The sequence below is a fragment of the Bradyrhizobium sp. WYCCWR15520 genome, assembly GCF_056174665.1.
Genome location: NZ_JBWBWM010000058.1, coordinates 1 through 24,718, shown reverse-complemented (window position 1 = coordinate 24,718; position 24,718 = coordinate 1). Strand labels below are relative to the sequence as shown.

The 24,718-nt window shown below is 62.5% G+C and carries 26 protein-coding genes; 10 read left to right on the top strand and 16 right to left on the bottom strand.

The features are described from left to right. Positions 1-2: 2 nt before the first annotated feature. Complete coding sequence (locus AC0QUY_RS38245; RefSeq protein ID WP_475391152.1) at positions 3-1,304, top strand: PQQ-dependent sugar dehydrogenase; 1,302 nt, start codon at positions 3-5, stop codon at positions 1,302-1,304. A 139-nt stretch (positions 1,305-1,443) separates the two neighbouring features. Here AC0QUY_RS38245 and AC0QUY_RS38240 read toward each other — a convergent pair whose 3' ends face one another. The 6 genes from AC0QUY_RS38240 to nhaA form a co-directional block, all read right to left on the bottom strand. Next, positions 1,444-1,941, bottom strand: coding sequence for an SUKH-3 domain-containing protein (locus AC0QUY_RS38240; protein WP_475391151.1), 498 nt, complete (start codon positions 1,939-1,941; stop codon positions 1,444-1,446). A gap of 145 nt (positions 1,942-2,086) precedes the next feature. After that, entirely contained in the window at positions 2,087-3,112 is a 1,026-nt protein-coding gene (locus AC0QUY_RS38235) for an aspartate-semialdehyde dehydrogenase (RefSeq protein ID WP_475391150.1), read from the bottom strand. Positions 3,113-3,348: 236 nt separating this feature from the next. Next, complete coding sequence (locus AC0QUY_RS38230; protein ID WP_475391148.1) at positions 3,349-3,954, bottom strand: PepSY domain-containing protein; 606 nt, start codon at positions 3,952-3,954, stop codon at positions 3,349-3,351. A 278-nt stretch (positions 3,955-4,232) separates the two neighbouring features. Further along, a complete protein-coding gene (locus AC0QUY_RS38225) occupies positions 4,233-4,973 on the bottom strand; it encodes a TetR/AcrR family transcriptional regulator (RefSeq protein WP_065753874.1) in 741 nt (246 codons plus the stop codon). 130 nt (positions 4,974-5,103) lie between these two features. Then, on the bottom strand, positions 5,104-6,282 hold the full coding sequence (locus AC0QUY_RS38220) for a patatin-like phospholipase family protein (RefSeq protein WP_475391146.1): 1,179 nt from the start codon (positions 6,280-6,282) through the stop codon (positions 5,104-5,106). Positions 6,283-6,871: 589 nt separating this feature from the next. Next, positions 6,872-8,212: a Na+/H+ antiporter NhaA gene (gene nhaA, locus AC0QUY_RS38215; RefSeq protein WP_475391144.1), complete on the bottom strand. Its 1,341-nt coding sequence runs from the start codon at positions 8,210-8,212 to the stop codon at positions 6,872-6,874. 337 nt (positions 8,213-8,549) lie between these two features. On the opposite strand from nhaA, the gene tgt reads away from it, so the two are divergent. Next, positions 8,550-9,683 (top strand): tRNA guanosine(34) transglycosylase Tgt, encoded by a 1,134-nt coding sequence (tgt, locus tag AC0QUY_RS38210; protein WP_475391142.1) that lies wholly within the window; start codon positions 8,550-8,552, stop codon positions 9,681-9,683. Positions 9,684-9,689: 6 nt separating this feature from the next. Here the strand turns inward: tgt and AC0QUY_RS38205 are convergent, their stop codons facing one another. Continuing rightward, entirely contained in the window at positions 9,690-9,905 is a 216-nt protein-coding gene (locus tag AC0QUY_RS38205; RefSeq protein ID WP_057861666.1) for a hypothetical protein, read from the bottom strand. A gap of 236 nt (positions 9,906-10,141) precedes the next feature. Between AC0QUY_RS38205 and cysK the strand changes: the two genes are divergently transcribed. Next, positions 10,142-11,119, top strand: coding sequence for a cysteine synthase A (gene cysK / locus AC0QUY_RS38200; RefSeq protein ID WP_475391141.1), 978 nt, complete (start codon positions 10,142-10,144; stop codon positions 11,117-11,119). Positions 11,120-11,121: 2 nt separating this feature from the next. Next, positions 11,122-11,361 (top strand): BrnA antitoxin family protein, encoded by a 240-nt coding sequence (locus tag AC0QUY_RS38195; protein WP_057840788.1) that lies wholly within the window; start codon positions 11,122-11,124, stop codon positions 11,359-11,361. Positions 11,362-11,461: 100 nt separating this feature from the next. Here the strand turns inward: AC0QUY_RS38195 and AC0QUY_RS38190 are convergent, their stop codons facing one another. Beyond that, the gene (locus AC0QUY_RS38190; RefSeq protein ID WP_475391137.1) at positions 11,462-12,895 is read right to left on the bottom strand and encodes a caspase family protein; all 1,434 of its coding nucleotides are present in this window, start codon (positions 12,893-12,895) and stop codon (positions 11,462-11,464) included. A 179-nt stretch (positions 12,896-13,074) separates the two neighbouring features. Further along, the gene (locus tag AC0QUY_RS38185) at positions 13,075-13,953 is read right to left on the bottom strand and encodes a DMT family transporter (RefSeq protein ID WP_475391158.1); all 879 of its coding nucleotides are present in this window, start codon (positions 13,951-13,953) and stop codon (positions 13,075-13,077) included. Positions 13,954-14,110: 157 nt separating this feature from the next. Between AC0QUY_RS38185 and AC0QUY_RS38180 the strand changes: the two genes are divergently transcribed. Together AC0QUY_RS38180 and AC0QUY_RS38175 are read left to right on the top strand one after the other, a co-directional pair. Beyond that, on the top strand, positions 14,111-14,509 hold the full coding sequence (locus AC0QUY_RS38180; protein ID WP_475391136.1) for a RidA family protein: 399 nt from the start codon (positions 14,111-14,113) through the stop codon (positions 14,507-14,509). A 58-nt stretch (positions 14,510-14,567) separates the two neighbouring features. Continuing rightward, positions 14,568-14,768 (top strand): hypothetical protein, encoded by a 201-nt coding sequence (locus AC0QUY_RS38175; protein ID WP_475391135.1) that lies wholly within the window; start codon positions 14,568-14,570, stop codon positions 14,766-14,768. A gap of 106 nt (positions 14,769-14,874) precedes the next feature. On the opposite strand, the gene AC0QUY_RS38170 is transcribed toward AC0QUY_RS38175, so the two are convergent. The 4 genes from AC0QUY_RS38170 to AC0QUY_RS38155 form a co-directional block, all read right to left on the bottom strand. Then, positions 14,875-15,429 (bottom strand): hypothetical protein, encoded by a 555-nt coding sequence (locus AC0QUY_RS38170; protein WP_475391134.1) that lies wholly within the window; start codon positions 15,427-15,429, stop codon positions 14,875-14,877. After that, positions 15,374-15,727 carry a hypothetical protein gene (locus AC0QUY_RS38165; protein WP_246738232.1) on the bottom strand — a complete coding sequence of 118 codons (354 nt, stop codon included), beginning with the start codon at positions 15,725-15,727 and terminating at the stop codon, positions 15,374-15,376. Before AC0QUY_RS38165 ends, AC0QUY_RS38170 begins: the two co-directional genes overlap by 56 nt. 203 nt (positions 15,728-15,930) lie before the next feature. After that, the gene (locus AC0QUY_RS38160) at positions 15,931-16,530 is read right to left on the bottom strand and encodes a formyltransferase family protein (RefSeq protein WP_475391133.1); all 600 of its coding nucleotides are present in this window, start codon (positions 16,528-16,530) and stop codon (positions 15,931-15,933) included. Positions 16,531-16,649: 119 nt separating this feature from the next. Further along, positions 16,650-16,895 carry a hypothetical protein gene (locus AC0QUY_RS38155; RefSeq protein ID WP_161854730.1) on the bottom strand — a complete coding sequence of 82 codons (246 nt, stop codon included), beginning with the start codon at positions 16,893-16,895 and terminating at the stop codon, positions 16,650-16,652. A gap of 162 nt (positions 16,896-17,057) precedes the next feature. Here AC0QUY_RS38155 and AC0QUY_RS38150 point away from each other — a divergent pair, with 162 nt between their 5' ends. The 3 genes from AC0QUY_RS38150 to AC0QUY_RS38140 all read left to right on the top strand — a co-directional run bounded on the left by AC0QUY_RS38150 (position 17,058) and on the right by AC0QUY_RS38140 (position 20,496). Continuing rightward, complete coding sequence (locus AC0QUY_RS38150; RefSeq protein ID WP_475391132.1) at positions 17,058-17,462, top strand: hypothetical protein; 405 nt, start codon at positions 17,058-17,060, stop codon at positions 17,460-17,462. Positions 17,463-17,668: 206 nt separating this feature from the next. Then, on the top strand, positions 17,669-20,002 hold the full coding sequence (locus tag AC0QUY_RS38145) for a PAS domain S-box protein (protein ID WP_475391131.1): 2,334 nt from the start codon (positions 17,669-17,671) through the stop codon (positions 20,000-20,002). Positions 20,003-20,046: 44 nt separating this feature from the next. Continuing rightward, positions 20,047-20,496, top strand: a complete 450-nt coding sequence (locus tag AC0QUY_RS38140) for a response regulator (RefSeq protein ID WP_475391130.1) — start codon at positions 20,047-20,049, stop codon at positions 20,494-20,496. Between the two features lie 27 nt (positions 20,497-20,523). Here AC0QUY_RS38140 and AC0QUY_RS38135 read toward each other — a convergent pair whose 3' ends face one another. Then, the gene (locus AC0QUY_RS38135; protein ID WP_475391128.1) at positions 20,524-20,934 is read right to left on the bottom strand and encodes a hypothetical protein; all 411 of its coding nucleotides are present in this window, start codon (positions 20,932-20,934) and stop codon (positions 20,524-20,526) included. Between the two features lie 214 nt (positions 20,935-21,148). Continuing rightward, positions 21,149-21,526 carry a hypothetical protein gene (locus tag AC0QUY_RS38130; protein ID WP_475391127.1) on the bottom strand — a complete coding sequence of 126 codons (378 nt, stop codon included), beginning with the start codon at positions 21,524-21,526 and terminating at the stop codon, positions 21,149-21,151. Between the two features lie 560 nt (positions 21,527-22,086). Between AC0QUY_RS38130 and AC0QUY_RS38125 the strand changes: the two genes are divergently transcribed. Then, positions 22,087-22,308, top strand: coding sequence for a hypothetical protein (locus AC0QUY_RS38125; RefSeq protein ID WP_475391126.1), 222 nt, complete (start codon positions 22,087-22,089; stop codon positions 22,306-22,308). Positions 22,309-22,638: 330 nt separating this feature from the next. On the opposite strand, the gene AC0QUY_RS38120 is transcribed toward AC0QUY_RS38125, so the two are convergent. Continuing rightward, positions 22,639-22,827 carry a hypothetical protein gene (locus AC0QUY_RS38120; protein ID WP_475391124.1) on the bottom strand — a complete coding sequence of 63 codons (189 nt, stop codon included), beginning with the start codon at positions 22,825-22,827 and terminating at the stop codon, positions 22,639-22,641. Between the last annotated feature and the right edge of the window lie 1,891 nt (positions 22,828-24,718).

The window sequence follows — 24,718 nt, the reverse complement described above, 5'->3', positions numbered from 1 at the left end:
TTATGGACATGTCGGGTATTTTTGCGCGCGTCGTCGCGCTGATCGGCGCCGTTGCGCTGCAATGGCGCCGTCTGCAGGGCGCCGCGCCAGCGCCGGCCTGGGGCAATAAGCCAGCGATCCCAGAGGCGAAGCCGCAGGGCGCCATCCCGACGCTGAAGATGCCGACGGCGCAGGGCTGGAGCGAGGGGCAGAAGCCCACCGCCGCGCCCGGGCTCAAGGTCAATGCATTCGCGACCGACCTGGACCATCCGCGCTGGATCAACGTGCTGCCCAATGGCGACGTCCTCATTGCCGAGGCGACGCAGATCGCGGGACCGCCCAGGAGCGTGTTCCACTATGCGATGCAGGCAACCATGCGGCGTGCCGCAGCGCTCGGCGTCAGCGCCGACCGCATCACGCTGCTGCGCGATCGCGACGGCGATGGCGTTGCAGAGGGCCGCGGGATTTTCATGGAAGGGCTGAGCCAACCGTTCGGTATGGCCTTGGTGGGCGATACTTTTTACGTCGGTAACACCGACGGCGTGGTGGCCTTTCCATATGTGGCCGGTGCCGACCGCATCACCGCGGAGGGGAAAAAGCTCGTCACCTTCAAGCCCGGCGGGCACTGGACACGGAGCCTGCTGCCGAGCGCGGATGGCAAAAAACTTTATGCCGGTGTCGGCTCGCTCAGCAACATCGCCGAGAGCGGCATGGAGGTCGAGGAGGGCCGCGCCGCGATCTATGAGCTCGATCTGGCTAAAGGCACGAGCCGCATCTTCGCCAGCGGCCTGCGCAACGCCGTGGGCCTCGCCTGGGAGCCGAGCACGAGCGTGCTCTGGACCGTCGTCAACGAACGCGACGGCCTCGGCGACGAGACGCCGCCGGACTATCTGACTTCAGTGCGCGACGGCGGCTTCTACGGCTGGCCTTACTGCTACTGGGGCCAGACGGTGGACGACCGCGTGCCGCAGGATCCGGCCATGGTGGCGAAGGCGATCACGCCGGACTACGCGCTGGGCGGCCATACCGCCTCGCTCGGCCTGTGCTGGATGCCGGCGGGCACGCTGCCCGGCTTCCCGGACGGCATGGTGATCGGCCAGCACGGCTCCTGGAATCGCAGCACGCTGAGCGGCTATGCCGTCGTGTTTGTGCCGTTCGAGAACGGCCGCCCGTCCGGGCCGGCGCGGGATATTCTGACCGGGTTTCTCGCATCCGACGAGAAGGTCTCGTACGGACGACCGGTCGGCGTCACGCTCGGCCCCGACGGTTCGCTGCTGGTGGCAGATGACGTCGGCAACGTCATCTGGCGCGTGACGGGCGCGTAGTGCGTAGGGTGGGCAAAGCGAAGCGTGCCCACCATTCATACCGCCGATGCTGATGGATGGTGGGCACGGCGCGAAGTGCGCCTTTGCCCACCCTACAGCCTGTTTCGGGCGGGTGACTAGGGCGCGAACACCGCGCAGCCTAGGAACAGTAGTCAAAAATCGCCGGGTGACCACGAGTGAATGTCGCGCCGTACAACTCGACTTGGTGTTGATCGGGCCGCAGCATGGGTCGGGCTTTACGCCCAAGCAGCAATCGCTCAACAGCCTCGCCAAACGTTTGTCCTTCGAAATAGAAAGCGTCGTGAATTTTGCTCGCACCAAAACATCGTCCAGCCTCGTCTACGATCAGCCAACCATGGCGGTTGTGCACTTCTGCCACTTCTACAAGTCGGCTTCGAAGTAACCCTCCCCAAGTCGAAAGGATTTCGTGATCTGCTTCGCAGAAACAGAACTCCAGGTCGGAACGAGCGCATTCGATCCCTGCAGGTTCTGACCGACCAACGTGAAGACCACCAACCCCCTGCAGTATACTGTGTGCAGGGTGAAGCTCGGGTACTCGGCCATCCACGCGAATGCGGCGTCCCGACTGCCATCCGGCAGCCAAGAATAATGATCGCACGCTTGCCGGGATGTCCATGAGATGTGAATCCTTATGTGTCTTCTGAGTTTTGCACCTTTCGCACCTCCCGCGAAGTCCGACGAGAGTCCGCTTTTGCGCAAGATAGCGGACGTCCGTCGACGCTGTGACATTTATGAGCTCGAGCCCCAACGGGGGCGTTACCTCAGGCCATGACCCGCTGTGGCAGCAGTTCGGCGATCTGGATCGCGTTGAGCGCCGCGCCCTTCAGGAGCTGGTCGGCCGAGACGAACATCGAGATCGAGTGGCCGCTGGCGTCGCTGAGATCCTTCCTGATGCGGCCGACCAGAACGTCGTCCTGGCCGGACGCATCGATCGGCATCGGAAAATAATTCTTCGCCCGGTCGTCGACGATCCGAACGCCCGGCGCCTTTGACAGGATCGCGCGCACGTCGGCTTCCGTGATCGGGTTCTCGCATTCGAAGGTGATCGCCTCGCAATGGGCGCGCAGCACCGGCACGCGCACGCAGGTGACGCCGATCGCGATTCTGTCATCCTCGAAGATCTTGCCGGTCTCCTTGATGACCTTGGTCTCTTCGTCGTTGTAGCCGGTCTCCGGATCGATCGCCGTGTTGTGGCTGAAGACGTTGAAGGCGTAGGGCAGCGGGATCACCTTGGGCGTGAACGGACGGCCGTCGAGATAGGCGCGCGTCGACTCCACCAGTTCTTCCATGGCGGCCGCGCCCGCGCCGCTCGCCGCCTGATAGGTCGATACGATCATGCGCTTGATGCGGTTCTGCCGGTGGATCGGCCATAGCGGGACCAGCGCCGTGATCGCCGAGCAGTTCGGGTTGGCGATGATGCCCTTGTGATCCCTGATGCGGCCCGCGTTGATCTCGGGGATCACCAGCGGCACGTTCGGGTCCATCCGGAACGCGGAGGAGTTATCGACCACGACGGCGCCGGCCTTGACGGCGGCGGGCGCGAACTTGCGCGAAATGCCGCCGCCCGCCGAGAACAGCGCGATGTCGACGCCCTCAAAGGACTTTTCGGTGAGCTCCTCGATCACGATCTTCTCGCCGCGGAAATCGATGGTCTTGCCCGCCGACCGGGCGCTGGCCAGCGCCTTGAGCTTGCGGACGGGGAAGCCGCGCCTGTCCATGGTGGCGATGAATTCGGCGCCGACAGCACCGGTCACGCCGGCAATGGCTACAACGGGTTCGTGGCTCACTTGTCTATCCTCCTGGTTCGCGCATGTTGCGGGCAATAAAAAAGCCCCGGTCCTTTTCAGGCGGGGCTGCGGTTTGGATGATGCGGTCGTTCGACTACGCGCGCACGGCTCCCCAGCCCCCGGAGGGTGCTTTGGTTTTCGCGGTCGCTTTGGTCGAGATCGTCATGGCGCGGACTTATGCGGCAGCTTTGGGCTGCCGTCAACGGGTTTTAGCCTCCTGGCAACTGACGAGCCCCTCACCGCCGTCGTGCAGCGCCGGGAGGTTCGAGGACCACCGCCTTCAGGTCGTTGCCACTCATGACGACGATCGCAAAGTTCAACCGGCCGCGTTCGCGGACCAGGCCGCCGCTGATGGCCTTGCCCGATGCCGCATGTTCGGCGACGCGAACGGCATCCGCCAGGCGGTGCCGGACCGTCCTGAGTGCAACGAGGTTGCTGCGATCCTCGGCATCGAATTGCCTCAGCGGCAGGGCGGCTTCGCCGCCGACGATCTTGCCGGTCGCGGCGTCGATGGCGTGGTGCCAGATGCGGTCGTTGTGAAGGGTCTTTACCCGGTAAACCGGCGCATCCGGCGCGCCGTCGAAGCTGACATCGGCGGTGGTCGCGCCGGCATGCAGGGCTTCGGCGATGGCCATCGCCTGGCTCAGCGAGACCGCCGACCCGCGGAAAAGCGCGAGCTCGCGGCTGATCGCCCGCTGGTCGGACGCGGCGCCATCGTCGGGCTCATTGCGGAGCGAGGTTGGCTCGTCGGTCGACGACGCCACGGCATGGATCGGGGCAGGGAGGATGATCGCCAGCAGGATGATTGCAAGCAATGGTCTCCAACAGCGGGGCATGCGCATGTTTGCAAGTCTCCGTGCTTGAGCCTGTCTCTGCCGGCGGATGGGCCGGATCGTCTCGAAGAAACGCGGCCGACCCCTGGAGGCATATGGGTCGGCCGCGGAACGTCGCAAACGGGCGGGACCGCCGTTTGCGGCGATCGAAGCGGCGCGAGCCCCGCCGGGACTGGTAAGCGGGGAAGCCCCGCCGCTTCACTTAACAAAACCATACCGTATCGTTTTGTTTGGTCAAGGGTGCATCCCGCCCGTACCGCATGTGAAACGCCGTTCTCACGGAATTGTCAGCGAGAGGGACGTCGCCGCGTGGTTCCCTTGGGATTGGACTGGACGCGGCTCGGTGGCCCGAGCGCTCCTGCCAGGAACAGCCTGATTGCCAGCCGCATCCGCTTTTCGGCGGACTTCATCTCAAGCGGCGTTCCGAACGTCGCCATCCGGTGGGTGTGGCCGACGACCACATCGAGAAAGACCTCAGCCGCGATGCCGGTATCCTCGACGTCCATGGCGCCCTGTGCGACCAGATGATCGAAGAAGCGCGCGGTCGTTGAAACGGCTTTCAGCCAGCCTTCCTCCTTGCCGAGCTTGGCGATGTCGGGAAAGTTGATGGCCTGCGACGTCATCATGCGGCTGAAGGCGACGGCATCGGGCCCACAGGTGAACATCAGCATCTCGCGCCCGACCTCGATCAGGCGCTGCTCGACCGAGATGTCCGAGGCCCGCGTGAGCTGCACTTCCGCCGCTTCCGCAAGCGGCGCAAGCCAGCGGTCAATTTCGCGCCTCAGCACTTCCGCAAACAGTCCGCGCTTGTCGCCGTAGCGCGCATAGACGGTGGGCTTGCTGACCCGGGCTGCTTCCGCAACGGCATCAAGCGAGGTCGCATCATAGCCCCGGTCCAGGAAAAGACGGGTGGCAACCTCGATCAGCCGCTGATCGCGCTCGATGGCGGCGCTTTTCGTCGGCCGGCCGCCGCGCGACTTAGGGACGTCTCGTTTTGCCGGTCTGGCCTTGGTCGCAGTCAATCCCATGCCCAATGATTCCTGCGCGGTCGTCATAGTTGTCATTGCTCTATAACGCGCAGCAAGAGGGGCGTCATCGCGAATCTGGCCGAATTGGCCATATCGTCAACGATATGGGCAGGTTGTCGTTCCGAGTGGCTCACGGAAGCGTCGAGCTCCAGGCGTGGCCCGACGCAGCCTTCTCATATCCATACTGGTAAAGGGCGCGCATATAGGCGGTATCGAATCCCTCTTTGGGCGACGCGGGATAGTCGCGCTCGATATAGGACAAATGGAAGCCCCACCGATTGCGCTTGGCGAAATCGTAGGTCGAGAAAATCACCGAGCGCGTCTGGGACTGGGTGATCGACGACAGGCTGCGTGAGGCGACATCGAGCGTGCTGTTGGACACGAGCTCAAAGGTTCGTTCGAGCTTCTTGTTGACGAGGATGTAGATGTTCATCCGGCTGTTTCCGGGCAGACGTCCCTGGAAGAGCAGGGCATCCGGCAGCGTCAGAACCGGAGCAGTCACACCGCCGTCGACATGCATCTCCTGAAAACGCCGGCCCTGGCCCTCGGCTTCGATCAGGATGGGCGGGAAGACCAGGGGAATGCTGGCGGAGGCGGCCATCACGTCGCGAAACAGGTGCAGCGCCTCCGGCGAGCCGACCGCGGCGATTTTCCCCATGTCCCAAACAACGGTGCGCTGGGTGTCGAGATCGGTCGTCACCACGAGCAGTTTTCGGCCCCTGGCATTTTCGCGGGCAACGGCGGCCAGGATCTCCGGCCCGACATAGCGGGCCACCAGCTCGCGCAGCCGCTTGTTGCCGAACAGGCCGGATCCGAACAGCACGCGGATGATGCTGGGATCATCGAGCAGGCTCTCCGCGATCCCGCTGGTATAGACCTCCCGCAGCGTGTCGTCGTATTGCGACCCGAGAAACGCAAAGGGCGCAATCAGGCCGCCGGTGCTGACGCCCGAGACGACCGAGAAGGTCGGGCGGGTGCCGGCCGCGGTCCAGCCGTTCAACACGCCCACGCCATAGGCGCCATCGGCGCCGCCGCCGGAGAGCGCGAGATAGGTCCTGGTTGAGGAGCGTTCGTCTTTCTCGAAACGGAATTTCGTGACAGGTTCGTCGGCGTAGCGCCGCAAGCCGTCGATATTGAGCACGCGGGAGCTGGAGGCTTCCGCAGCGCTGTAGGGCGTCCGCGGCAGGGACGTGCAGGCGGCCAGCGCGACGCTGCACAGCAGGACGGCCGACCTGAGCAGGCGTGAGCCTGTCCTCCTGATCCGGCTGTCGGAGAGGATTGATCCAGTCAGGAAACAGAGGGAGGGCATTCGCCGTCAGTCACCGTCACACGCATTTGCCGCCGCCGGCCTCATCGTCAGCGGCGTCCCGTCCGGGCCCTGTTCATAAAACTATACGGTATCGTTTTGTTTAACAAGTGGGAGCTTCTCGGTGGCTCAATTTTGTCCGGCGTGGGACACGGGCTGCTCCGGAGCGCGCACGGGTGGATGAAATCGCCCGGTGCCCACGCCCACACGCGAAATCGATCAAACGTGAACGTTACCTTAGCTTGGATCGTCGGATCGCGACCGTTTGGGTGAGGAGTCGGACATATCGCTGCATCGCGCTAACTGACACGATGGGCTATTGCCGACAAAACAATGGTGAGCAGACAGTCAGATTTCCCCGCTTTGGGTAGAAACAAGCCGAATAGCAGCAGCACCTTCTATGTTGGCGCTAACATACCTTTGCGCGGCCGAAATGAGAGTTTCGACGGCGGATTTATTGTACGAAGGATGCTTGGGATTCAGGTGCAAGCTAGTTTCGACGATCATTATTTGGGTAATCCCGGAGGGCAGAACCTCAACGGCGAATGATACGAGCGATGCGTGCGGAGCTTTGAAAGGCATTGGAGCCGCCTCACTGACGTCGAACGTAGGTGGCGCCCCAGCCAAGACCGAGCGTGGCGGCGACAAGCGAACCGACGAGTACGCCCAGTTTCGCCGCACTCAATAATCCGTGATCGGAGAAGGCGAGCATCGAGATGAAGATCGACATGGTAAAACCGATGCCAGCCAGCAGGCCGACCAGCCAGACGCCACCCCACGAAACTCCAGGAGCAAGGCGACACCAGCCCAGTCGTACCGCGACCCAAGTCGCGCCGACGACGCCAAGCGGTTTCCCAGCGACCAAGGCAAGCGCAGTGCCCATCATCACCAGATGGCCCCCAGCGGAGAGATCAGCACCCGTTAAGCTGACGCCGGCATTCGCCAGCGCGAAGATCGGCATGACGCCGTAGGCCACCCACGGATGCATTGCCATCTGCACCCGCGACACCGGCGGCAATATCTCGCGGTGAGCTACGCGAAGGTCTCGCAGCGGTTGCTCCAACAGGTGCGGATCCCTTGCCTTCACTGCATCGCTACTTCGCAACTGTTTGAGCACTCGCGACACTACTTCCAGCGGCGGCTCCCGCATCAGTATGGCGCGTGCCGGAGTTATCAGCCCGAGCACGACACCTGCAAGGGTTGGGTGGATCCCGGCCACCATGAACCCAATCCAAACCAAAGAACCGGGCAGTACGTAAAAGGGCGCAGAACCGATCCCAATCCGCTGAAACCCTAAAGCCGCGAGAACGCCAATTGACGCGATGATGAAACCGCCAGACTGAAGACTGGCGGTGTAGAAGAGGGCAATGATCAGTACCGCAATGATGTCGTCGATGATCGCCAGAGCAAGCAGGAAGACCCGCACATTGACCGGGATCGTTCGTCCAAGCAGCGCGAGCACCCCGACGGCAAAGGCGATGTCCGTCGCGGTTGGCACGGCCCAGCCCTGCCCTCTAGCCGGATCGCTGTTGAAGCTCAGATAGACGAGCGCCGGGACGATGACGCCACCAGTCGCCGCGACCAGCGGCAGAATGGCTTGGTCGAGTCTGCTCAGCGCGCCTTCATGAACCTCGCGCCGAATCTCCATGCCCACGACGAGGAAGAAGACTGTCATCAGCGCGTCGTTGACCCAGAAATGCAGCGACCGGGAAAAAACGTAATCCCCGAGACCGATTGTGAGCGGAAGGTTCCAAAAGGCGTGATAGCTATGAGCGAACGGAGAGTTGGCCCAGATCAATGCAGCGGCAGCGGCAACGAGAAGTGCGGCACCGCTGACTGCCTCGACATGCAGGAACCGATGAAGGTTGCTGAGGGCCTGTTCCGCCAGCCGCTGGGCTTTCGGCAGATCGTCAAATGAAGGGCTGTCGTTCATGAGGCGCACGCTTTCCGCGTGGCGGCCCGACCATCGCTTGACCTGTCGCTGCTCAATGCAGCGAGCACCCGAACGCCGTTATACATCGCGATGGCGACAATTCAATCTTGGAAGAACAATGTCTGTTTGGGGTCAATCGCTACTGAAATGGGGTATCCGCGCGACGTCCGCTTTCCTCGCAAGAGCTACCGTAATATCGCGCCGCAACAATTGAGGCAAAGTGCCGAGTTTTATCCAACAGTGAGGGAGCCCGAGTGCTTTCGTGTTGGGCACCAAGCGTCAGATTTCATTCACTGGGCGGTTGATTGGCCGTTCCCAGCACGTAATAAGCAGCGCCATGAGTCTTCCCAATCATTTCGAATTGCTCGCCACTAATGGTGCAGCTCGCACCGGCCGCCTGACAACGCCGCATGGCGTGGTGCGCACACCCGCCTTCATGCCGGTCGGCACGGCCGGCGCAATGAAGGGCATGCACTGGCGCGAGGTGCGCGATGCCGGCGCCGATATCGTGCTCGGCAATACCTATCATCTGATGCTGCGGCCGGGCGCCGAGCGGATCGCTGCGTTAGGCGGCCTGCAGACCTTCACCGGCTGGAACGGCCCGATGCTGACGGACTCCGGCGGCTTCCAGGTGATGTCGCTGTCGGACTTGCGCAAGGTCAGCGAGAAGGCCGTGACCTTCCGCTCGCATATCGACGGCGCCAAGGTCGAACTGTCGCCGGAGCGTTCGATCGAAGTGCAGCGGCTGCTCGGCGCCGACATCGCGATGCAGATGGACGAGTGCGTGCGGCTGCCGGCTGGGCGCGATGACATTGAGCGCGCAATGCGGTTGTCGTTGCGCTGGGCCGAGCGCAGCAAGCGCGCCTTCGAGAGCGCGCCCGACGGCTACATGCTGTTCGGCATCGTGCAGGGCGGCGACATTCCCGAGATGCGCCAAACAAGCGCGCGTGAACTGGTCGAGATCGGTTTCCACGGCTACGCGATCGGCGGGCTTGCGGTCGGCGAGCCGCAGGCGGTGATGCTTTCGATGATCGAGGAAACTGCGCCGGCGCTGCCGGTCGATCGCCCGCGCTATCTGATGGGCGTCGGCACGCCGGAGGATCTACTGGAAGCGGTGGCGCGCGGCATCGACATGTTCGATTGCGTGATGCCGACGCGGAACGGGCGACACGGCATGGCGTTCACCCGCTTCGGCCAGATCAATCTGCGCAATGCGCGTCATGCCGACGATCCGCGGCCGCTCGATGAGGAAAGCGAATGGCCGTCGGCGCGCAATATCTCGCGCGCCTATCTGCATCATCTGGTCAGGTCGGGAGAGACGCTCGGCGCGATGCTGCTGTCGGAAATCAACGTCGCTTACTATCAGCATCTGATGCGGGGCATGCGCGATGCGATCGCTGCCGGCACGTTCGAGACGTTCCAAAAACAAACGCGCGCCGGTTGGGCGCGCGGTGACATTGCTCCAAGATAGCTTAAGTCAATTACAGGCGAACCTCTTCGCCGAATGCTTGGTCACGAAGCCGTATCCGCAGGTGTCACAGGTCCAGAGATAGCTGATCACATTGTCGGTGAGGTAGGCGGAAGCTTCTGCAGCCACCATGGTGTCGGCACACACCGGGCACGTCGGCAAATCAGATCCGCGCGGATCCGGCCTGTATGTTACGGTCGACAGGATTTCAGCGATTGCTCGCATCGTGACCCTCCCTGGCGATCTGAACCTCTGGCTCAGCTCACGACGAAAGTATAAGCAGAAATCTTTGACGATGTCGCAACACAAATGCGTTGATTTCGCGATATTTTGCGACAATTGCATTTTGCGATGCAGCGAATTCTCGACTCTAGCTTTTCTGGCTTGCGCATCGACGAGAGCGCCTCCTAAGTAAGGAGAGCCGCCGGTTCCCCGCACATGATCACTTTAGGAGTGTTGAGATGGATGCGTCGTCAGCCGCGAGTGCAGTGCAACGTCCGGGGCGCGGAAAGGTTTACGACTCCATCGTCGATGCGATCGGCGACACGCCGGTCGTGCGCCTGCGCAAATTGCCGGAGGCGCATGGTGTTAGCGCAACCATCCTGGCCAAGCTCGAATATTTCAATCCCGCCGCGAGCGTGAAAGACCGCATTGGCGCAGCGATGGTCATCGCAATGGAAAAGGCCGGCGTGATCAATGCCGACACCGTGCTGATCGAACCGACCTCAGGCAATACCGGCATTGCGCTCGCCTTCGTCGCGGCCTCGCGCGGGTACCGGCTGAAACTGGTGATGCCGGAATCGATGTCGATCGAGCGGCGCAAGATGCTGGCCTTCCTCGGCGCCGAGATCATCCTGACGCCGGCGGCGCAGGGCATGAAGGGCTCGATCGCAACCGCCGAGGAACTGGTGCGGACGACGCCCAACGCCGTGATGCCGCAGCAGTTCAAGAACCTCGCCAATCCCGAAATTCACCGCCGCACCACGGCGGAAGAGATCTGGAACGACACCGGCGGCAATATCGATTTCTTCGTCGCGGGCGTCGGCACCGGCGGCACCATCACCGGCGTCGGACAGGTGCTCAAGCCCCGCAAGCCGAGCTTGCGGATCGTCGCTGTCGAGCCGGAGGAAAGTCCAGTACTGGGCGGCGGGCAGCATACGCCGCACAAGATCCAGGGCATTGGCGCGGGCTTCATTCCGGACATTCTGGATCGCTCTGTCATCGACGAGATCGTCAGGGTCAACGGCCCGGCGGCGATCGAGATGTCGCGCGCGCTGGCGCGCATGGAAGGCATTTCCGGCGGCATTTCCTCAGGCGCCGCGATCGCGGCGGCGCTCGCTATCGGCAAACGACCCGAGAGCGCCGGCAAAACCATTCTCGCCGTCGTGCCGTCGTTCTCCGAGCGGTATTTGTCGACGGCGCTGTTCGAAGGAATCTAGCGATGGCAGACCAGCCGAGGCGGCCGAGAACCCTGAACGATGCACGCACCGAAGCCGAGGCCGCGTTCAAGCGGACCACGACCAAGGTGGCGGAGGCGCCACCCAAGCAAGCGGCCATTCCCGGCGTGCGAGAGCAGGTCACGCTGCGCATCGACCAGGATGTGCTGGAGTGGTTTCAGGAGGGCGGTCCGGGCTGGCAGGACCGCATCAACGAGGCGCTGCGTAAGGCTGCGGGCAAGTAGCACGTCCCTGCCGAACTCAATTTGCCGCTGAACTCACCTAGCGAAGCGCAAAATAAAAGGCCCGGGATGATCCCGGGCCTTTTTGTAGATCGGTTCGCCGTTAGCGCAGCATGCCACCGACGACGCCACCGATGAAGCGGCCGGCACCGGCCGGATCGGGACCGGGGGCAGGAGCGCTGTACTGGCGCTGCGGCGCGGCCTGCTGCGGCTGCGGTTGAGCCTGGACCGTATTGCTGCTCGGGGCGCGGCGCGGCTTCGGGCGCTCCTCGTCGGCACTCGCAGCCGGCGCAGCCGCCACGATCTCCGTCAGCAGCGCCTTGTGCTGCAGCTTGTTGAGGTATCCGCTTTTGGGATAGCCGCGGGCGGCCTGCCAGCGCGTGATCACGGCGCGGGTCGGGGCGTCGAACTGGCCGGTGACCTTGGTATCGAAACCGAGCCCGGTGAGGCGGCGCTGTACGTCGCGGCGCTGGCCCTTGTCGAGGCCGATCTGGTCCTCGGTGGTCTGGTTGGCTTCGTCCTTGAAGGTCGCGGGATCGATCCCTGCGCTCAGATTGCGGGTAGCATCCTTCGCACCGCTCTCCAGCGACGCAATCCGCGACAATGCCAGCGAGCGGAACTGACCGTTGGGATAGTTCGTGAGATAGGCGTTGAGTTCTTCCGGCTTGTTGGAATCCTTGATCGAACGCCAGAACTCCAGTTCCACATCCGACGCTTTCGAAGAACCGGTCGACGCCGGTGCTGCAGCCGCTACGGCGCCCGGGGCGGGCGCGCCGTTCAGGTAGACCGCGCCGATCAGGTTGGTGTGGCCCCAGGGCAGTTGTCCCTTGTTGGTCTCCTCGTTGACCTGGGCGCGAACCTTGGTCATCGCCTGCTGGATTTCGACGCCGGGCTGGGTGAGGTTGGCGAGCAAAGCGCGCGTGAACGGGCTGTTGCCGCCTTCCTGGCCGTCGAGCGCGGTCTGGCCCGGGCCGGTCGCGAATGCGATCAGCGTGCCTTCGCCGGACTTCATTTCGGCAAGACCGGTCTGCACATTGACACTGCGGGTCGCGGAGTTCGACTTGATCTTGGCTGCGAACGGATTGTCGCGGCAGGCATCAAGGAACACCAGCTTGACCTTGGCGTCGCCCATGGTCTGCTCGAGCGTGAGATCGATATTGATCGCGGCGCCGAGCTTGACGTCCATTTCGGATTTGATGTCGGCGTCCACAGGCAGCAGATAGTTGGTTCCGCTGATGGCGATGCCGTGGCCAGCGTAGAAGAACAGCGCGACGTCGGCGCCCTGCGCCTTCTTGCCGAAGTCGAGCAGACGTTCGGTCATCTTGTCGCGCGTGAGATTGGAACCCTCGACCACTTCGAATCCGACATTGCGCAGGGTGGCGGCAATCGCCTTGGCATCGACTGACGGGTTGGGCAGCGGCGCGACGTTCTTGTAGGCGCCGTTACCGACGACGAAGGCGACACGCTTCTCGGCACTGGCGGCGCCGGCCGTCAAGACCATGCATATGACGGACAAAATGAGGGTTTGGAAACGCATAGGAAATCCCCCTGCAGAATCGAACAAAAAGGCTTTGGCTTGTAACGCTGGCGGGACATTACAAAGAATCGCCTGCTTCGCACCACAAAAAAGCAGGTGAAAAACCAAATCCGGAGCCATCCGTTACCTTCGCGACACGGCCCGCGACGTGATCTAGATCACAGCCAGGGAAATAAATTTCAGCCTTGCGGGCGCGCCTTAGTCGGAGGATTCGGTTTCAGGTTCAAAAGATTGCCGGCGAGGATTAAGGCCGCGCCGAGCACGGTGAACATGTCGAGCCGTTCCGAATAAATCAGCCAGCCTGCAGCGGCGCTCAAGGGAACCCGCAAGAAATCCATCGGGATCACTACGGTTGCATCCGCATGCAGCATCGCGCGCGCCATGCAATAATGGGAGAACGTGCCGCAAAACGCGATGATGACGACCCATCCCCAGAGATGGGCGGGTGGCCACTGCCAGACGTAGAGTGCGGGGAATAATCCCACCGCCGACTGTATCACCAGCATCCAGAACATGATCGCGAGCGGCTGTTCGGTCCGGGTCAGGGATTTCACCATCGCGACGGAAACGCCGAAGCCGACCGCAGCCGCCAGTGCGATCAACTGCCCTGGCTCGACCTCACTCGTGGCGGGACGAACGATCACGACAACGCCGATGATGCCGAGCACGATGGCGGCGATCTTCCAGAATGTCATGCGCTCGCCGAGAAACGTGGCAGCCAGGATTGCAGTCCAGATCGGCATGGTGAACTCGATCGCCACCACCTGGCCGATCGGGATCAGTGTCAATGCGAGGAACCAGCCGAGCTGCGCGCCATAGTGAATGAGGTTGCGCGCCACGTGCTGCGGCAGTCGCTTCGTCCTTATCGCGCCAAATCCGCCGCTGGCGTGGATCAGCGGGTACAGCATCAGGAAGCCGAGGACCGAGCGCATCTCCATGAGCTGGAACACGTTGATCTCGCGCGCAGCCTCTCGTCCGGCGACTGCGATGATCAGCATCAAGGTGAGCCAGCCGGCCATCCACAGCGCGGCCAGGGTTTTGGAAGGTGTGCGGTCCATCTGCGGAGAAATAGGTTGGGGCAGGCCGGTATCGGCGAGTGTGCCACAATTTGCAACGCGCAAATGCGCTGATACAGCGATGCGCGGCATGGCAATTTCGCTGTGGGAGCAGCCGGCGGTTCAGTGCTAAGAGCGGCGGTCTCAAGGAGGAAACTGCATGCGTATCTTGCAACCGGCCGAATGGTCGAAACCCCGCGGCTTCTCGCACGGCGTCGAGATCGACGCTTCAGGCAAATGGATCGTGCTGGCCGGACAGACCGGCGGCGACGAGAAGGGCGATTATTCCCCTGACCTGGCCGCCCAGGTCGGCACCGCGCTGAAGCGCATCGTCAAGCTGCTTGGAGAAGCCGGCGCCGGCCCCGAACACATCGTGCGCCTGACGTGGTACCTGACCAGCCGCAGCGAATACGAGGCCGCAGGTCCCGGCATCGGTGCAGCGTGGAAGGAAACGCTCGGGCGCAACTTCCCGCCGTCGACGCTGCTCTACATCGACGGCTTGGTCGACGTCAGGGCCAAGGTTGAAATCGAAGTTACCGCGTTCGTGCCCAAGGCGTAACCGAACATCTCAAGCGCCAGGGACACGGCGCTGTCCGACCATAGGATATCGTGAGCCAATGACCAATCGATCGACTACCGCAGACTTCGTCACCGCTTTCGCGACCGGCTGGCCCGAGCACCAGCCCGACATCATGGTGCTGTCGCTGACCACGCAGCGGGGCGTGCAGGATTTTGCCTTCAACAAGGAACAGGCCTTGTTGATCGCCAAGACGATCAAGCAGACGGCGGCGAAACTCGAGCATCCGAAGACGGGCTAGGCCGCAAAGCGTCCGAAACTGCCATCGCCCGCCTTGTGTGCAATTGCGCACCGGGGTGGGCGATCCAGTATTCCGAAGCCGGTGTTTGAGCCGAGGAGCCGCAGCGCTACTTCGAAAGCGAGATATTGGCGGCGCGGAACTGGCTGTCGGCCCTCAGGGCGATCTGCTGCTTGTTGCCGGTGGTCTTCAGCGAAATGCTGGCGGCGAAGCCGGCCGCCTGGGCGACGACCTGGAAGCTGCCTCCCGCGCCACGGCCCTGGATGCTGCCGCCGACATTGCGGCTGGACTCAGTCCAGGTGCCGCTGACCTCACCGCCCGCGGCGACCACGGCGGCCTGCAGGTTGAACCTGTAGGCGTCGCTGGCGCAGGTGAGGACCATCTCCATGTTGGCTCCGCCCACCCTGTAGGTTGCGCGGCAACGAATCCGTTCGCTCGAACCATCGTCGAGTGTCACGGTGCCGCCGCCGGACCAGGTGCCGGCCATGCCGGCGAAGGCGCTGGACTGCGCATGGCTCGTCGATGCCGCGAAGGCGGCCATAAAAAAAGCGACGGCTGCGAATGTCAGCCGCCGCGCTTTGGCGAAAAATTTGAAAGTCTGGCTTGCCTTACTGACGGGATGCTTCCCATCGACCGCTACATGCGACACCAGCTGAAGCCCCATTCCATTTCCCCGATCCGGAGTTGCCACTGAGTTGACCGTTCGCATATGCACCATTGATCGAGACTCGCACAAGTCCCCCGGAGCCGACGCTGCCGGAAACCGGGCCGCCCGAAATTTTGCCGCCGGTGACATTCACGGTCGACGTAGTCTGCGCATCGCAACTTCCCGTTTTTGTGACAACGGTGACCTGCCAAAGGCCATCATAGGGGTTCTGGGCTGAAGCTGGAGCGGCGGCCAGGATCGCGGCGGAAGCGAGAAACGGAACAAACAACAGGTTGCGGATGCGGTTGGAGCGCATGGGTCAGATCCCCGAAATGTGTGTGATGGAGCGCCTTATCTTGTCACAATGTGTTCAAACTTTGGTGCGACGCAGCACTGAAGAAAGTTCCTGCGGGCTCAAACACATCAAGGTGAATCTGGTTCCGCCGGGGAACGGGAAAATTCACCGTTTCGGCGCGGTTCGGGCCTGATTCCCGCAGATTTCCGGTATCATGGTAGAGGTCAGTGTTTGGAGTCGGACAGGCTTGGCGCTTGGGTGGCGAATTCTTCCTCCTGCGGCGTGGCAGGGAGGTTGTTATGAGTCTTGGCGTGAAAGATGACGTCAGTGAGCAGTTTCTGGCCGAGCGGGGCTAGCGCGCGCTCCCAGAGCTCGCGCGCCGTCTCTCCCTTTCTGACGAACACCCACTCCTGCGCGGCGATAGCGCCGGCGTCCATGCGGTCGGCGAGGTGGTAGACGGTGCCCCCCGCGATCGGATCGCCTTCCTTGATGGTCCACTCCACGGCGGCGATGCCGCGGTGCCGGGGCAGGAGCGAAGGGTGATAGCCGATGCCGCCTAGCTTCGCGCCGGCCAACGCCTCTCTGGTGACCCGGGCATGGCTATGCGCTGTTACGATCAGGTCGGTATTGGGCGCGATTTCCGATGCGGCCACGAATTTCGGATGGGCCTGCACCACGACCTCGACGCCGGTAGCCCGCGCCGCGGCGGCAAGCCGGTCTTCGCCATCGTGAACGACGACGCGGACGATATCGACCTCCTGTTGGCGCAGCGTGTTGAGTGTCGTCACGCCGAAATGGCGGGAACCAACCAGGGTGATCCGCATGTGTTTTCTTCCGTCGTTAATCAGGCTGGTATGCCGATAGCACACCCGGGCGGCCTGTTTCGATGCCGGCTCCGGAGCTTGCGGGTTATCAACAGGGCCGGCCGGTTACGGCTCAACGGCTACCACGACAGAATTCGCAGTTCCGGCCTGGAATGGGCCGGCAACGGCGGCCGGGCCGGTTCAGACGGTTGTTCGGCCGCCCTTTGCAGGCAGGCCCGCAAGTCGACGCTACATTGCTTCATCTGGTTGCGCAGCTCGCGCCGGGCGAAGGCGGTGAGGGCGGGATCGCCGAGCTGCTGCCAGGCGGCGCGCAGCCATTGCTGCAGGGCGCGGATATCGGAATCGAGCGCTTCGGGCTGGTTCATGCCGCCGGAATCTCAAGACGTGATCGCGCCTCAATTAGGCCTGATTCTCCCACCGACGCCTACTCCGGAACAGGGCAGACAGCAGGAAAACAGGCGCAACTGGAAGCGAGGGAACACGCGCCATACATGTTCGTTGCATAAGCTGCCTCTTGGAGTACCTCGATGTCCCGCAATCCGGCGCTGGTTCTCGTGGTGGCGCTCAGCCTGATCATCCCCGCCAAGGCATTCGCACAACTGACGCCGCCTGCCGGCTCGGCCGGCGCCGGCAATGCGCCGATATCGGGCGTGCCGTTCGGACCGGCCAACCCGCGGGCGCTCTCCGATCCCAGCGGCATCGGCAATGCCGCGAACACGCCGCCGCTCAGGTCGAATCCTCCCCCGCCAACCGTCTCCTACGGCGCGGTCGAATCTCCAGCGCCCCGCGCACGCCTCGCGACGCCGCCCTATCCAGGCGCCTCGCAGCGGATCATCAGCGCACGTCAAGCCAAACCGCGCAAGCCGCCGCCGGTCCGGCCGCGGGGGCGGCCGGAGGTGAGTACGTTCACGGGGATCTGCCGAGGCTGCTAGTGGCGATCAAACTGTGATCCATCCCTGCGGGAACGAAGCGCGCTGGAAGGCGGACGTTTCGGTGCCCAGCCATCGCGGGGAACAATCTTCTCCTGCCGGACTTGTCCAAAGTTAAAGCTCAGCGGTCATGCGTGCTGATTTCCTGCATGTGCCGATGCCAAGTATCGCGTGAGGCAGGTTTGCCCCTAAAGGCAGGGATGGCGGGAATGAACATCCAGGATCGGACGGCCAAGACTCGCTCCAAGCCTGGCCGGTCCGCGACCTCTGACGTCGCCTGCGCGCCCCGCGAGGAATGGTCGCCCGCGCATGAAGAAAGGCTGGGTGTCAGCTACGAACATGTGGGTGTGGGCATCGTCGAGGTCGATCACGCCGGACGGATCCGGCGCGTCAACCAGAAGGCCTGCGAGCTGGTGGGACGCGAAGCGGCCGACCTGTTCGGCCGCTCCATTTTTGACGAGACCTCCCCAGAGGACGTCGTGCAGGATCTGGCGCAGTTCAGGCGGCAGATAGCGGGAGACATCGCCCGCTACACCATCGAGAAGCGCCTCGCCCGCAAGGACGGCACGTATCTCTGGGTGGAGGTCACGTCTACCAGCGTCCGCGATCCGTCGGGCAATTTCCTTTACGCGGTGCGCGTTCAACATGACATCGGCCTGCGCAAGGCAGCCGAACAGGCGTTGGCGCGGCGAAGCGAAGAGCAAGCGGCGCTGTTCCGGTTCTCCGAAAGGCTCCAATACGCCACATCCCTTCCGGCGGTTTACGACGCCGGCCTCGACGGCATCATCGCCGCGCTTGCCTGCGAGCGCGCCTCCATTCTGCTGTACGACGATCGCGACGTGATGCGCTTCGTCGGATGGCGGGGCTTATCGGACGGGTATCGGCAGGCCGTCGAAGGCCATTCGCCGTGGCACAGGGATGAAGGAAATCCGCGTCCGGTCTATTTCGAGGATGTTGCCGCTTCAGCTCTGTCAGACACGCTCAAGGAAACGGTGGCGCGAGAAAAGATCGCGGCCGTTGCCTTCATTCCGATCCTGATCGGCGGCCGGCTCGTCGGAAAATTCATGGCCTATTACGACCGGCCGCATCACTTCATTGAACCTGAGATCGACGTCGCGCTGACGCTGGCACGGCACCTCGGGTTCGGCATCGCCAGACTGAGGGCGGAACAGGCGCGGTGCGCCGCCGAGGAACGTACGCAGCAGCTCGTATCCATCGTGGAATCCTCCGACGATGCGATTATCAGCAAGGATCTGGACGGGATCATCAGGACCTGGAATTCAGGCGCCGAGCGGCTGTTCGGCTATGCCGCCATCGAGGTCGTCGGCAGGCCCGTGACCATTCTTTTTCCGCCGGGACGCGAAGACGAGGAGCCCGGGATCCTGGCACGCATACGGCGCGGCGAGCGCATCCACCATTATGAGACCGTCCGCCGGCGCAAGGACGGCAGCCTGTTGGACATTTCGCTGACCGTCTCGCCCGTCCGCGACAGCGCAGGAACGATTGTCGGCGCCTCGAAGATCGCCCGCGACATCACCGGTCGCAAGAAGGCCGAACGTAAAGTCCGGGAGAGCGAACGACATCTCACGGAATTGCTCGCGGCGATTCCGGCCGCGATCTACACGACCGACGCGCAGGGAAAAATCACCTATTTCAACCAGGCGGCGGTCGAATTTTCCGGCCGTACCCCCGCGCTCGGCAGCGACGAGTGGTGTGTCACGTGGAAGCTGTTCATGCCGGATGGCACGCCGCTGCCGCACGATGAATGTCCGATGGCGGTTGCGCTCAGGGAAGGACGCGCCGTGCGCGGTGCCGAAGCGGTGGCCGAGCGGCCGGACGGCACGCGGGTGCCGTTCATTCCGTTCCCGACGCCGCTGCGGGACTCCGTGGGCAACGTCACCGGCGCGATCAACATGCTGGTGGATATCAGCGAGCGGCGGCAGGCCGAAACCCAGCAACGCCTGCTGCTCGATGAACTCAACCATCGCACCAAGAACAACATACAGATGCTGCAGGCGTTGCTGTTCTCCGCGGCAAGGACCGCCCACAGCGACGAAGCGAGGAAAGTGCTCAACGAAGCCAGCGCGCGGATCGCGGCCATGGCGGCGGCACAGCGCGTGCTGTACGGGCGAAGCGATGCCAGTCGCGTCGCGGCGGAAGAATTTCTGCCGGCGGTCTGCGAGACTATCCGGCAATTGCTGCCGGCGGACGCACGAATTGAGTGCGGCCCGGCGGGCGGTGTGCTTTCCAACGACGTGGCGATGCCGCTCGCGTTGATATTGAACGAGTTGCTGACGAATGCGGTCAAGCACGGCAGCACGGATCATGCGAGGCAGGCCGTTCGGGTCAGCCTGACCGGTCAGGACGGGCGGCTGGCGCTCTGCGTCGAGGATGACGGCGAGGGGTTCGATCTGGAAGCCGTACGCAAGACCTCGTCCGGGCTCCAGCTCGTGCTCGGCCTCGCGCGGCAGCTACATGGAACGCTTCACGTTACGAAAAAACCGTCGCGGGCATGTCTCGATTTCCCAGCGGCGAAAATCTAGTGCGGTGATCGATGACGAATCCGCACAGCGCAGGATATTTTGCGTTGCCGTCTGAACCGGACCGGAACTCGCCGCCGCGTGACGAAGCGGCGACACGACGGATGGAAGACAAGCAGGCTGCCCCGCGCGTTCTCGTCGTCGAAGATGATTTTCTGATCGCCATGCAGACCGAAATCGCGCTGACGGCCGCCGGCTTTGTAGTCATTGGTCCGGCTACGACGGCGGAGGAAGCCGTCGCGCTGGCCGGTGAGGCGCAGCCGGCGCTTGCCGTGATGGATATTCGCCTCGCCAGCACCCGCGATGGTATCGATGCCGCGCGCGAATTGTATCAGGACTTCGACATTCGCTGCATCTTTGCGACCGCGCACGACGATGTGCACACGCGCGGGCGCGCCGAGCCCTATGCGCCGCTCGGATGGCTGCCGAAGCCATACACCATGGCTTCCCTCGTCGCGGTGGTCGCCGAAGCTCTTGCGCAGCTGCGCCGGCCGTAGCGGCCGGCGGCAGCCGATCGGCAAGGCTCAATAGTCCCGGTAGTAGCGGCGGCGGCCATCATAATATCCGTCGCCGTAATATTGTTGGCGTCCTGACTGAAACTCCGGCGGGACCGTTCCGGTCGGGTAGCATCGACCGTCACGGCTATCTCGATCCGTGCCATGGCCGCATGGAACGGAGTAGCCGCCGCCGCCCATGCCGCCACCATAGCCGCCGCGATAGTAGCGATATTGCCGTGCGGCCTGATCCTGCGGCGGCAGATAGCCGTTCGGATAGCACATGCCGTCGCGTGCACTCAGATCCCAGCCATGGCCGCATGGCGGCGGATGGACGGGTACACGGTATTGCACGGCTTGAGGCGTGACGGGTGCAACAGCGCTTCCAGGCGCCACGCTCAACTGAGCGGCCAGTGCTGCGGCGGCAATGCTGACAATCATGGTCGGTCTCCAATCAAACCAGAAGCTGCCGGCGTTTCCACAATGCGCTGACCGGTCGTCCGATCACGATCGAGGGGCTGCTGTTGGTCCGTGCAAATATATCAAAACACGCCCTGAATACCCGATGAACGCATTTCAGGTATTGGAAGTCAAATCCGCAACGGCCGCCAATGGCTGGCTGCGAATCGGCAGGCCGATATGCAGCGTCACCGCGCTACCGCATCTCGTAATAGCCGTTTCGCCTGTAGTGATAACCTTCGCGGCCCGCCTGATACTGCCGTGGCACCGTGCCGGTCCGATAGCAGAGCCCGTCGCGAATATCGCGGTCTGCGCCATGATTGCATGGGATGGGCCGCCGGCCGCCGCCATACTCCAGCGGATAATACCGGCCCGATTGATAGCGCGGCGGCACCATCCCGTTCGGGTAGCACTTGCCGTCGCGCTCATCGAGATCGTAGCCGTCGCCGCATGGCGGCGGGCGGCCGTGACGCCGGTAACGGATTTCCTGGGCTGGGGGGACGCTTACGTCGTGCGGGTGGGCAGGTACGCCCAATTGTAGCGCGAGGGCCATGCCGGCAACGCTAGCGAACATCTTTCGGTCCCTCCGGTTAGCAATCCGGTCTCCGCTCCAGAGCGGCTACGCCGGATTGTACTCCTTACATATTGAAGTTGTATGCGGCGTCGGGAAGGCTGGCGGCGAAATTGGACGTCATTCAAAAGCAACGTCGGTGCGGCAGCCGGTATGGCCGTCACAGCAAGGCGACGTGAACGGCAACCACCGTCAAATCGGCTGAGAGTGCTATTCCTTGGCATGAAAACAAAAAAGCCGCCCGGATGCCCCCGTGATGTCGGGCTTCATGCGCCAAGCCATTCGTTGCGTGGAGGAACGATCGCAGGCCCGCATGGTCTTGGGCCAGGAAATTTGGGTTAACCGGTATAAGCTGGCTGTTGCCGGAGAGGTGGCTGCCGCGCGGCCTTGATGGCGCCGATCGCGGAGCCGCCGCCGGAGAGCCGGAGACCATGAGACCTAAGGCGGTTCTTACGAGTGCCCTCAATGGAGCTACCCTCGCGAATGTTGTTCCAAACGTAGCGCGCGCATGGAACTTTTCCATTTTTTCCCAATTTAGGCACGGGAGTTATGGAGGATACTAGATGGCCAAGCGCTGGAGTGCAGAGGACATTAAAGACCTCAGGGATCTTGCTGAGGAATATTCAGCCCAGGCAATTGCGGAAAAGATGGATCGAACCGTGGGAGGGGTAGCCTTCAAGGCTCACCAGCTAGGCGTGCCTCTCAAGCCGCGCTCACAGTTCGCCGACGCCAACGTCCGCGGATCTTCATCGGACAGACATCGACAAGAGGCAGCAGACGTTTGACAACGCCGTCCCTGCGCCACGGCGCTTGAGACGACGTTTCGTTTGTGATTCACGCTGCGCCGCGCCTTAGCCCGTGCGGTAAGCATCCAGCGCGTGGGCGGCGAAGATTCCGACGCTGACCAAGGCGAGAATTCCTGCTGAGAGTTCGATCATTGCTCGGCCTCCCTTTTACGCATTGCCGCGAGGAATCTGCCGCGTGATTGGTTCCAGATGAGATTGAAAAAAAATTGCATGACCGCGTCCCTGTTTCATTAACAACGAGGAACACAGCCGTTTGTTTCAGGCCGCGGTCGAGGGATCTCGAACGCTGCGGTTGGCGAGTTGGCGGAGCTAAATGGAGAAGGGCAGGACGTTCGGCCAGCGCTTCTTCAGCCCGGCGGCAACCTGGAAGGCCAGGCGATTTTCGGGGCGCGTCGATGGCGCATATGTCGATGGCGTATATTTGGCATGAACTCGGCGGTCGGCCGCCTTCTGCCGTCCGCGCTGGCGCCTGACATATCGTTTGGACCGCGTATGCATCTAGCATCGCTCCAACGTCTTGTGACCGGCCCTGATCCTTTCAGCGCATGTGAGACTTGGCAACCAGACCACCAGCCGCAGGGTGCAGCGCACAAACTGTTTCGCTTTTACCGAGCGCGAATCTAGGCAAAGCTTGGGCAACGACATGTCATTGGGGATGAGCATGGACGTTGTAGAGCTCGTCATTTACGGCTTGCTGCCTTTGTGGGGACCGCCTTTGTTGTTTGCGGCGTACCTGCTGCGGCCGATCAAATGAACTGCCTCACGATCCAGACGATGAGGAAAAGCCAGCCAATCATCGCGATCGCGACGGCGACGACGTAGTTCACTTTCAGCCATTGGTGGCGCACCGATCATTCTTAAGACAAAGCCGCCGGGCAGAGTATGATCGCCCGACGGCTTTGCTGTGTGGGCCCGGACGACTTGGGGGAAGTGTCCGGTGACCGACCACTAGGCAGACTCCTGAAGCGTGGCAACCGAACTCGCAGTTTAACCTAACCAGTCAACCTTACCGATCGCGACGCCATCGATCTTGGAGCGGCGTCGGCGATGCGGAGTTGCTGTCTGAGCTAGTTGATGAGGGGGCCGCCGTTTCAACCTAACTGGGCATCCTTTTATTAATCGATTTTCCTTCTGTTCACTTTTGAGCAGACGTTGCCGCTTGTTCCCGATTTAATGACGGCTTTCCAGGTCAAATTGTACTTGCGTATCGTCCGGCGGCCGTAAGTGGCCGCCGGGCTTTTTGGCCCTGCCGCATTTGTGCGCACCTTGGGAGGAGCGACCTGCGGCGAGGCACTAGCCAATCAAGAAGGTGCGAAGGTCCCGCGTTTCGGCGATTATCAGCGTTGGCGCTTGGCCTTTGTCTTTTTTGCAGGTCTCAAAAAGATGCGCCGCCGATTTCGAAATGCATTGTCCCGGCGGCGCCTTGTCTCAGACTGGGCTCTGAAATCTCAGTCGCCGGGTATGCAGCAATGCCCATGCCACGCGGGGGCGGGGCCGCCCCGAGGGCGAAGCGGCCCCTAATCGCGCAGTACACAGGCGGGGCAACTCTTGCCATCTGCGCGACCTGCTGACACGCTAGACCTGTTTAGGCAGGCCGCAACGAAACTCGCACGTTAAGCTTGATGTTCGCCGCGGAGGTTAATTCTGGAACCGCCGACAAAAAGACTGCCCGAAGGCGGTCTCTCGGTAGATTCTGATTGGGTTGGCGATCAGGCCGCCGTCAGCGCAGATGCCTATCTATTTGCGACGACGATAGGTCATGGCCCGATACTGTCGTTTGGACGCCATTGGCCCCATTCGCATCCTGACCGGCCAGATCAGCCCATTGATTGCCGAACTGCGCGGGAATGAAATGCCATACTGGTTGAAGTCAGTCACCACTGATACGGCGTCCGTCCGGCCCGAGACACCATGCGAGTCGGCCACCTGATGTCTGCTTCTCCCCCAACAGCGGCGCGGTAGCGGACATCGCGGCACTTCGCCTTCGGGCCAATCTGAGACATGGTCCGCGCGAGCAACAGAGGCTGGTGGTTTGCCGGCTCCTCTATAGGATGGAGGACAGTCAAGGGCGGCAGCGAGCCCTGCCTCGGAGCCGACCATGTCGAGCGTCAAATCGTCTTCCGTGAACATGCCGATGCTTGTCCTAGCTCGGGCATGTACAACCGCGGTATTCATGACCTATCCCGCGTGTCTGAGCTGGCTCATTGCAGCTTGGCAAATGACAGCAACTCGGGCCGGGATCGTTCAGGGAGCATTCACAGCTTCGTTTGCCACGTCCTTACTTGTCGTCTCCTTTCTGTGTGACAGGTTCGGCGCGAAACGCGTGTTCGCCTGGGCAGTAGTTTCCTGCGCCGCTTCAGCTCTCGTTTTTGCGGCGTTCGCGCGATCT

Coding starts and splice junctions, on each gene's coding strand:
- AC0QUY_RS38230 (WP_475391148.1), bottom strand. CDS start 3,954: ATGCGCATGCCCCGCTGTTGGAGACCATTGCTTGCAATCATCCTGCTG.
- AC0QUY_RS38240 (WP_475391151.1), bottom strand. CDS start 1,941: ATGGACATCCCGGCAAGCGTGCGATCATTATTCTTGGCTGCCGGATGG.
- AC0QUY_RS38165 (WP_246738232.1), bottom strand. CDS start 15,727: ATGCGCTCCAACCGCATCCGCAACCTGTTGTTTGTTCCGTTTCTCGCT.
- AC0QUY_RS38195 (WP_057840788.1), top strand. CDS start 11,122: ATGGCAGACCAGCCGAGGCGGCCGAGAACCCTGAACGATGCACGCACC.
- AC0QUY_RS38220 (WP_475391146.1), bottom strand. CDS start 6,282: ATGCCCTCCCTCTGTTTCCTGACTGGATCAATCCTCTCCGACAGCCGG.
- nhaA (WP_475391144.1), bottom strand. CDS start 8,212: ATGAACGACAGCCCTTCATTTGACGATCTGCCGAAAGCCCAGCGGCTG.
- AC0QUY_RS38175 (WP_475391135.1), top strand. CDS start 14,568: ATGACCAATCGATCGACTACCGCAGACTTCGTCACCGCTTTCGCGACC.
- AC0QUY_RS38125 (WP_475391126.1), top strand. CDS start 22,087: ATGGCCAAGCGCTGGAGTGCAGAGGACATTAAAGACCTCAGGGATCTT.
- AC0QUY_RS38180 (WP_475391136.1), top strand. CDS start 14,111: ATGCGTATCTTGCAACCGGCCGAATGGTCGAAACCCCGCGGCTTCTCG.
- AC0QUY_RS38120 (WP_475391124.1), bottom strand. CDS start 22,827: ATGCATACGCGGTCCAAACGATATGTCAGGCGCCAGCGCGGACGGCAG.
- AC0QUY_RS38130 (WP_475391127.1), bottom strand. CDS start 21,526: ATGTTCGCTAGCGTTGCCGGCATGGCCCTCGCGCTACAATTGGGCGTA.
- AC0QUY_RS38190 (WP_475391137.1), bottom strand. CDS start 12,895: ATGCGTTTCCAAACCCTCATTTTGTCCGTCATATGCATGGTCTTGACG.
- AC0QUY_RS38160 (WP_475391133.1), bottom strand. CDS start 16,530: ATGCGGATCACCCTGGTTGGTTCCCGCCATTTCGGCGTGACGACACTC.
- AC0QUY_RS38145 (WP_475391131.1), top strand. CDS start 17,669: ATGAACATCCAGGATCGGACGGCCAAGACTCGCTCCAAGCCTGGCCGG.
- AC0QUY_RS38135 (WP_475391128.1), bottom strand. CDS start 20,934: ATGATTGTCAGCATTGCCGCCGCAGCACTGGCCGCTCAGTTGAGCGTG.
- AC0QUY_RS38150 (WP_475391132.1), top strand. CDS start 17,058: ATGTCCCGCAATCCGGCGCTGGTTCTCGTGGTGGCGCTCAGCCTGATC.
- AC0QUY_RS38170 (WP_475391134.1), bottom strand. CDS start 15,429: ATGGGGCTTCAGCTGGTGTCGCATGTAGCGGTCGATGGGAAGCATCCC.
- AC0QUY_RS38245 (WP_475391152.1), top strand. CDS start 3: ATGGACATGTCGGGTATTTTTGCGCGCGTCGTCGCGCTGATCGGCGCC.
- AC0QUY_RS38185 (WP_475391158.1), bottom strand. CDS start 13,953: ATGGACCGCACACCTTCCAAAACCCTGGCCGCGCTGTGGATGGCCGGC.
- AC0QUY_RS38225 (WP_065753874.1), bottom strand. CDS start 4,973: ATGGGATTGACTGCGACCAAGGCCAGACCGGCAAAACGAGACGTCCCT.
- tgt (WP_475391142.1), top strand. CDS start 8,550: ATGAGTCTTCCCAATCATTTCGAATTGCTCGCCACTAATGGTGCAGCT.
- cysK (WP_475391141.1), top strand. CDS start 10,142: ATGGATGCGTCGTCAGCCGCGAGTGCAGTGCAACGTCCGGGGCGCGGA.
- AC0QUY_RS38205 (WP_057861666.1), bottom strand. CDS start 9,905: ATGCGAGCAATCGCTGAAATCCTGTCGACCGTAACATACAGGCCGGAT.
- AC0QUY_RS38155 (WP_161854730.1), bottom strand. CDS start 16,895: ATGAACCAGCCCGAAGCGCTCGATTCCGATATCCGCGCCCTGCAGCAA.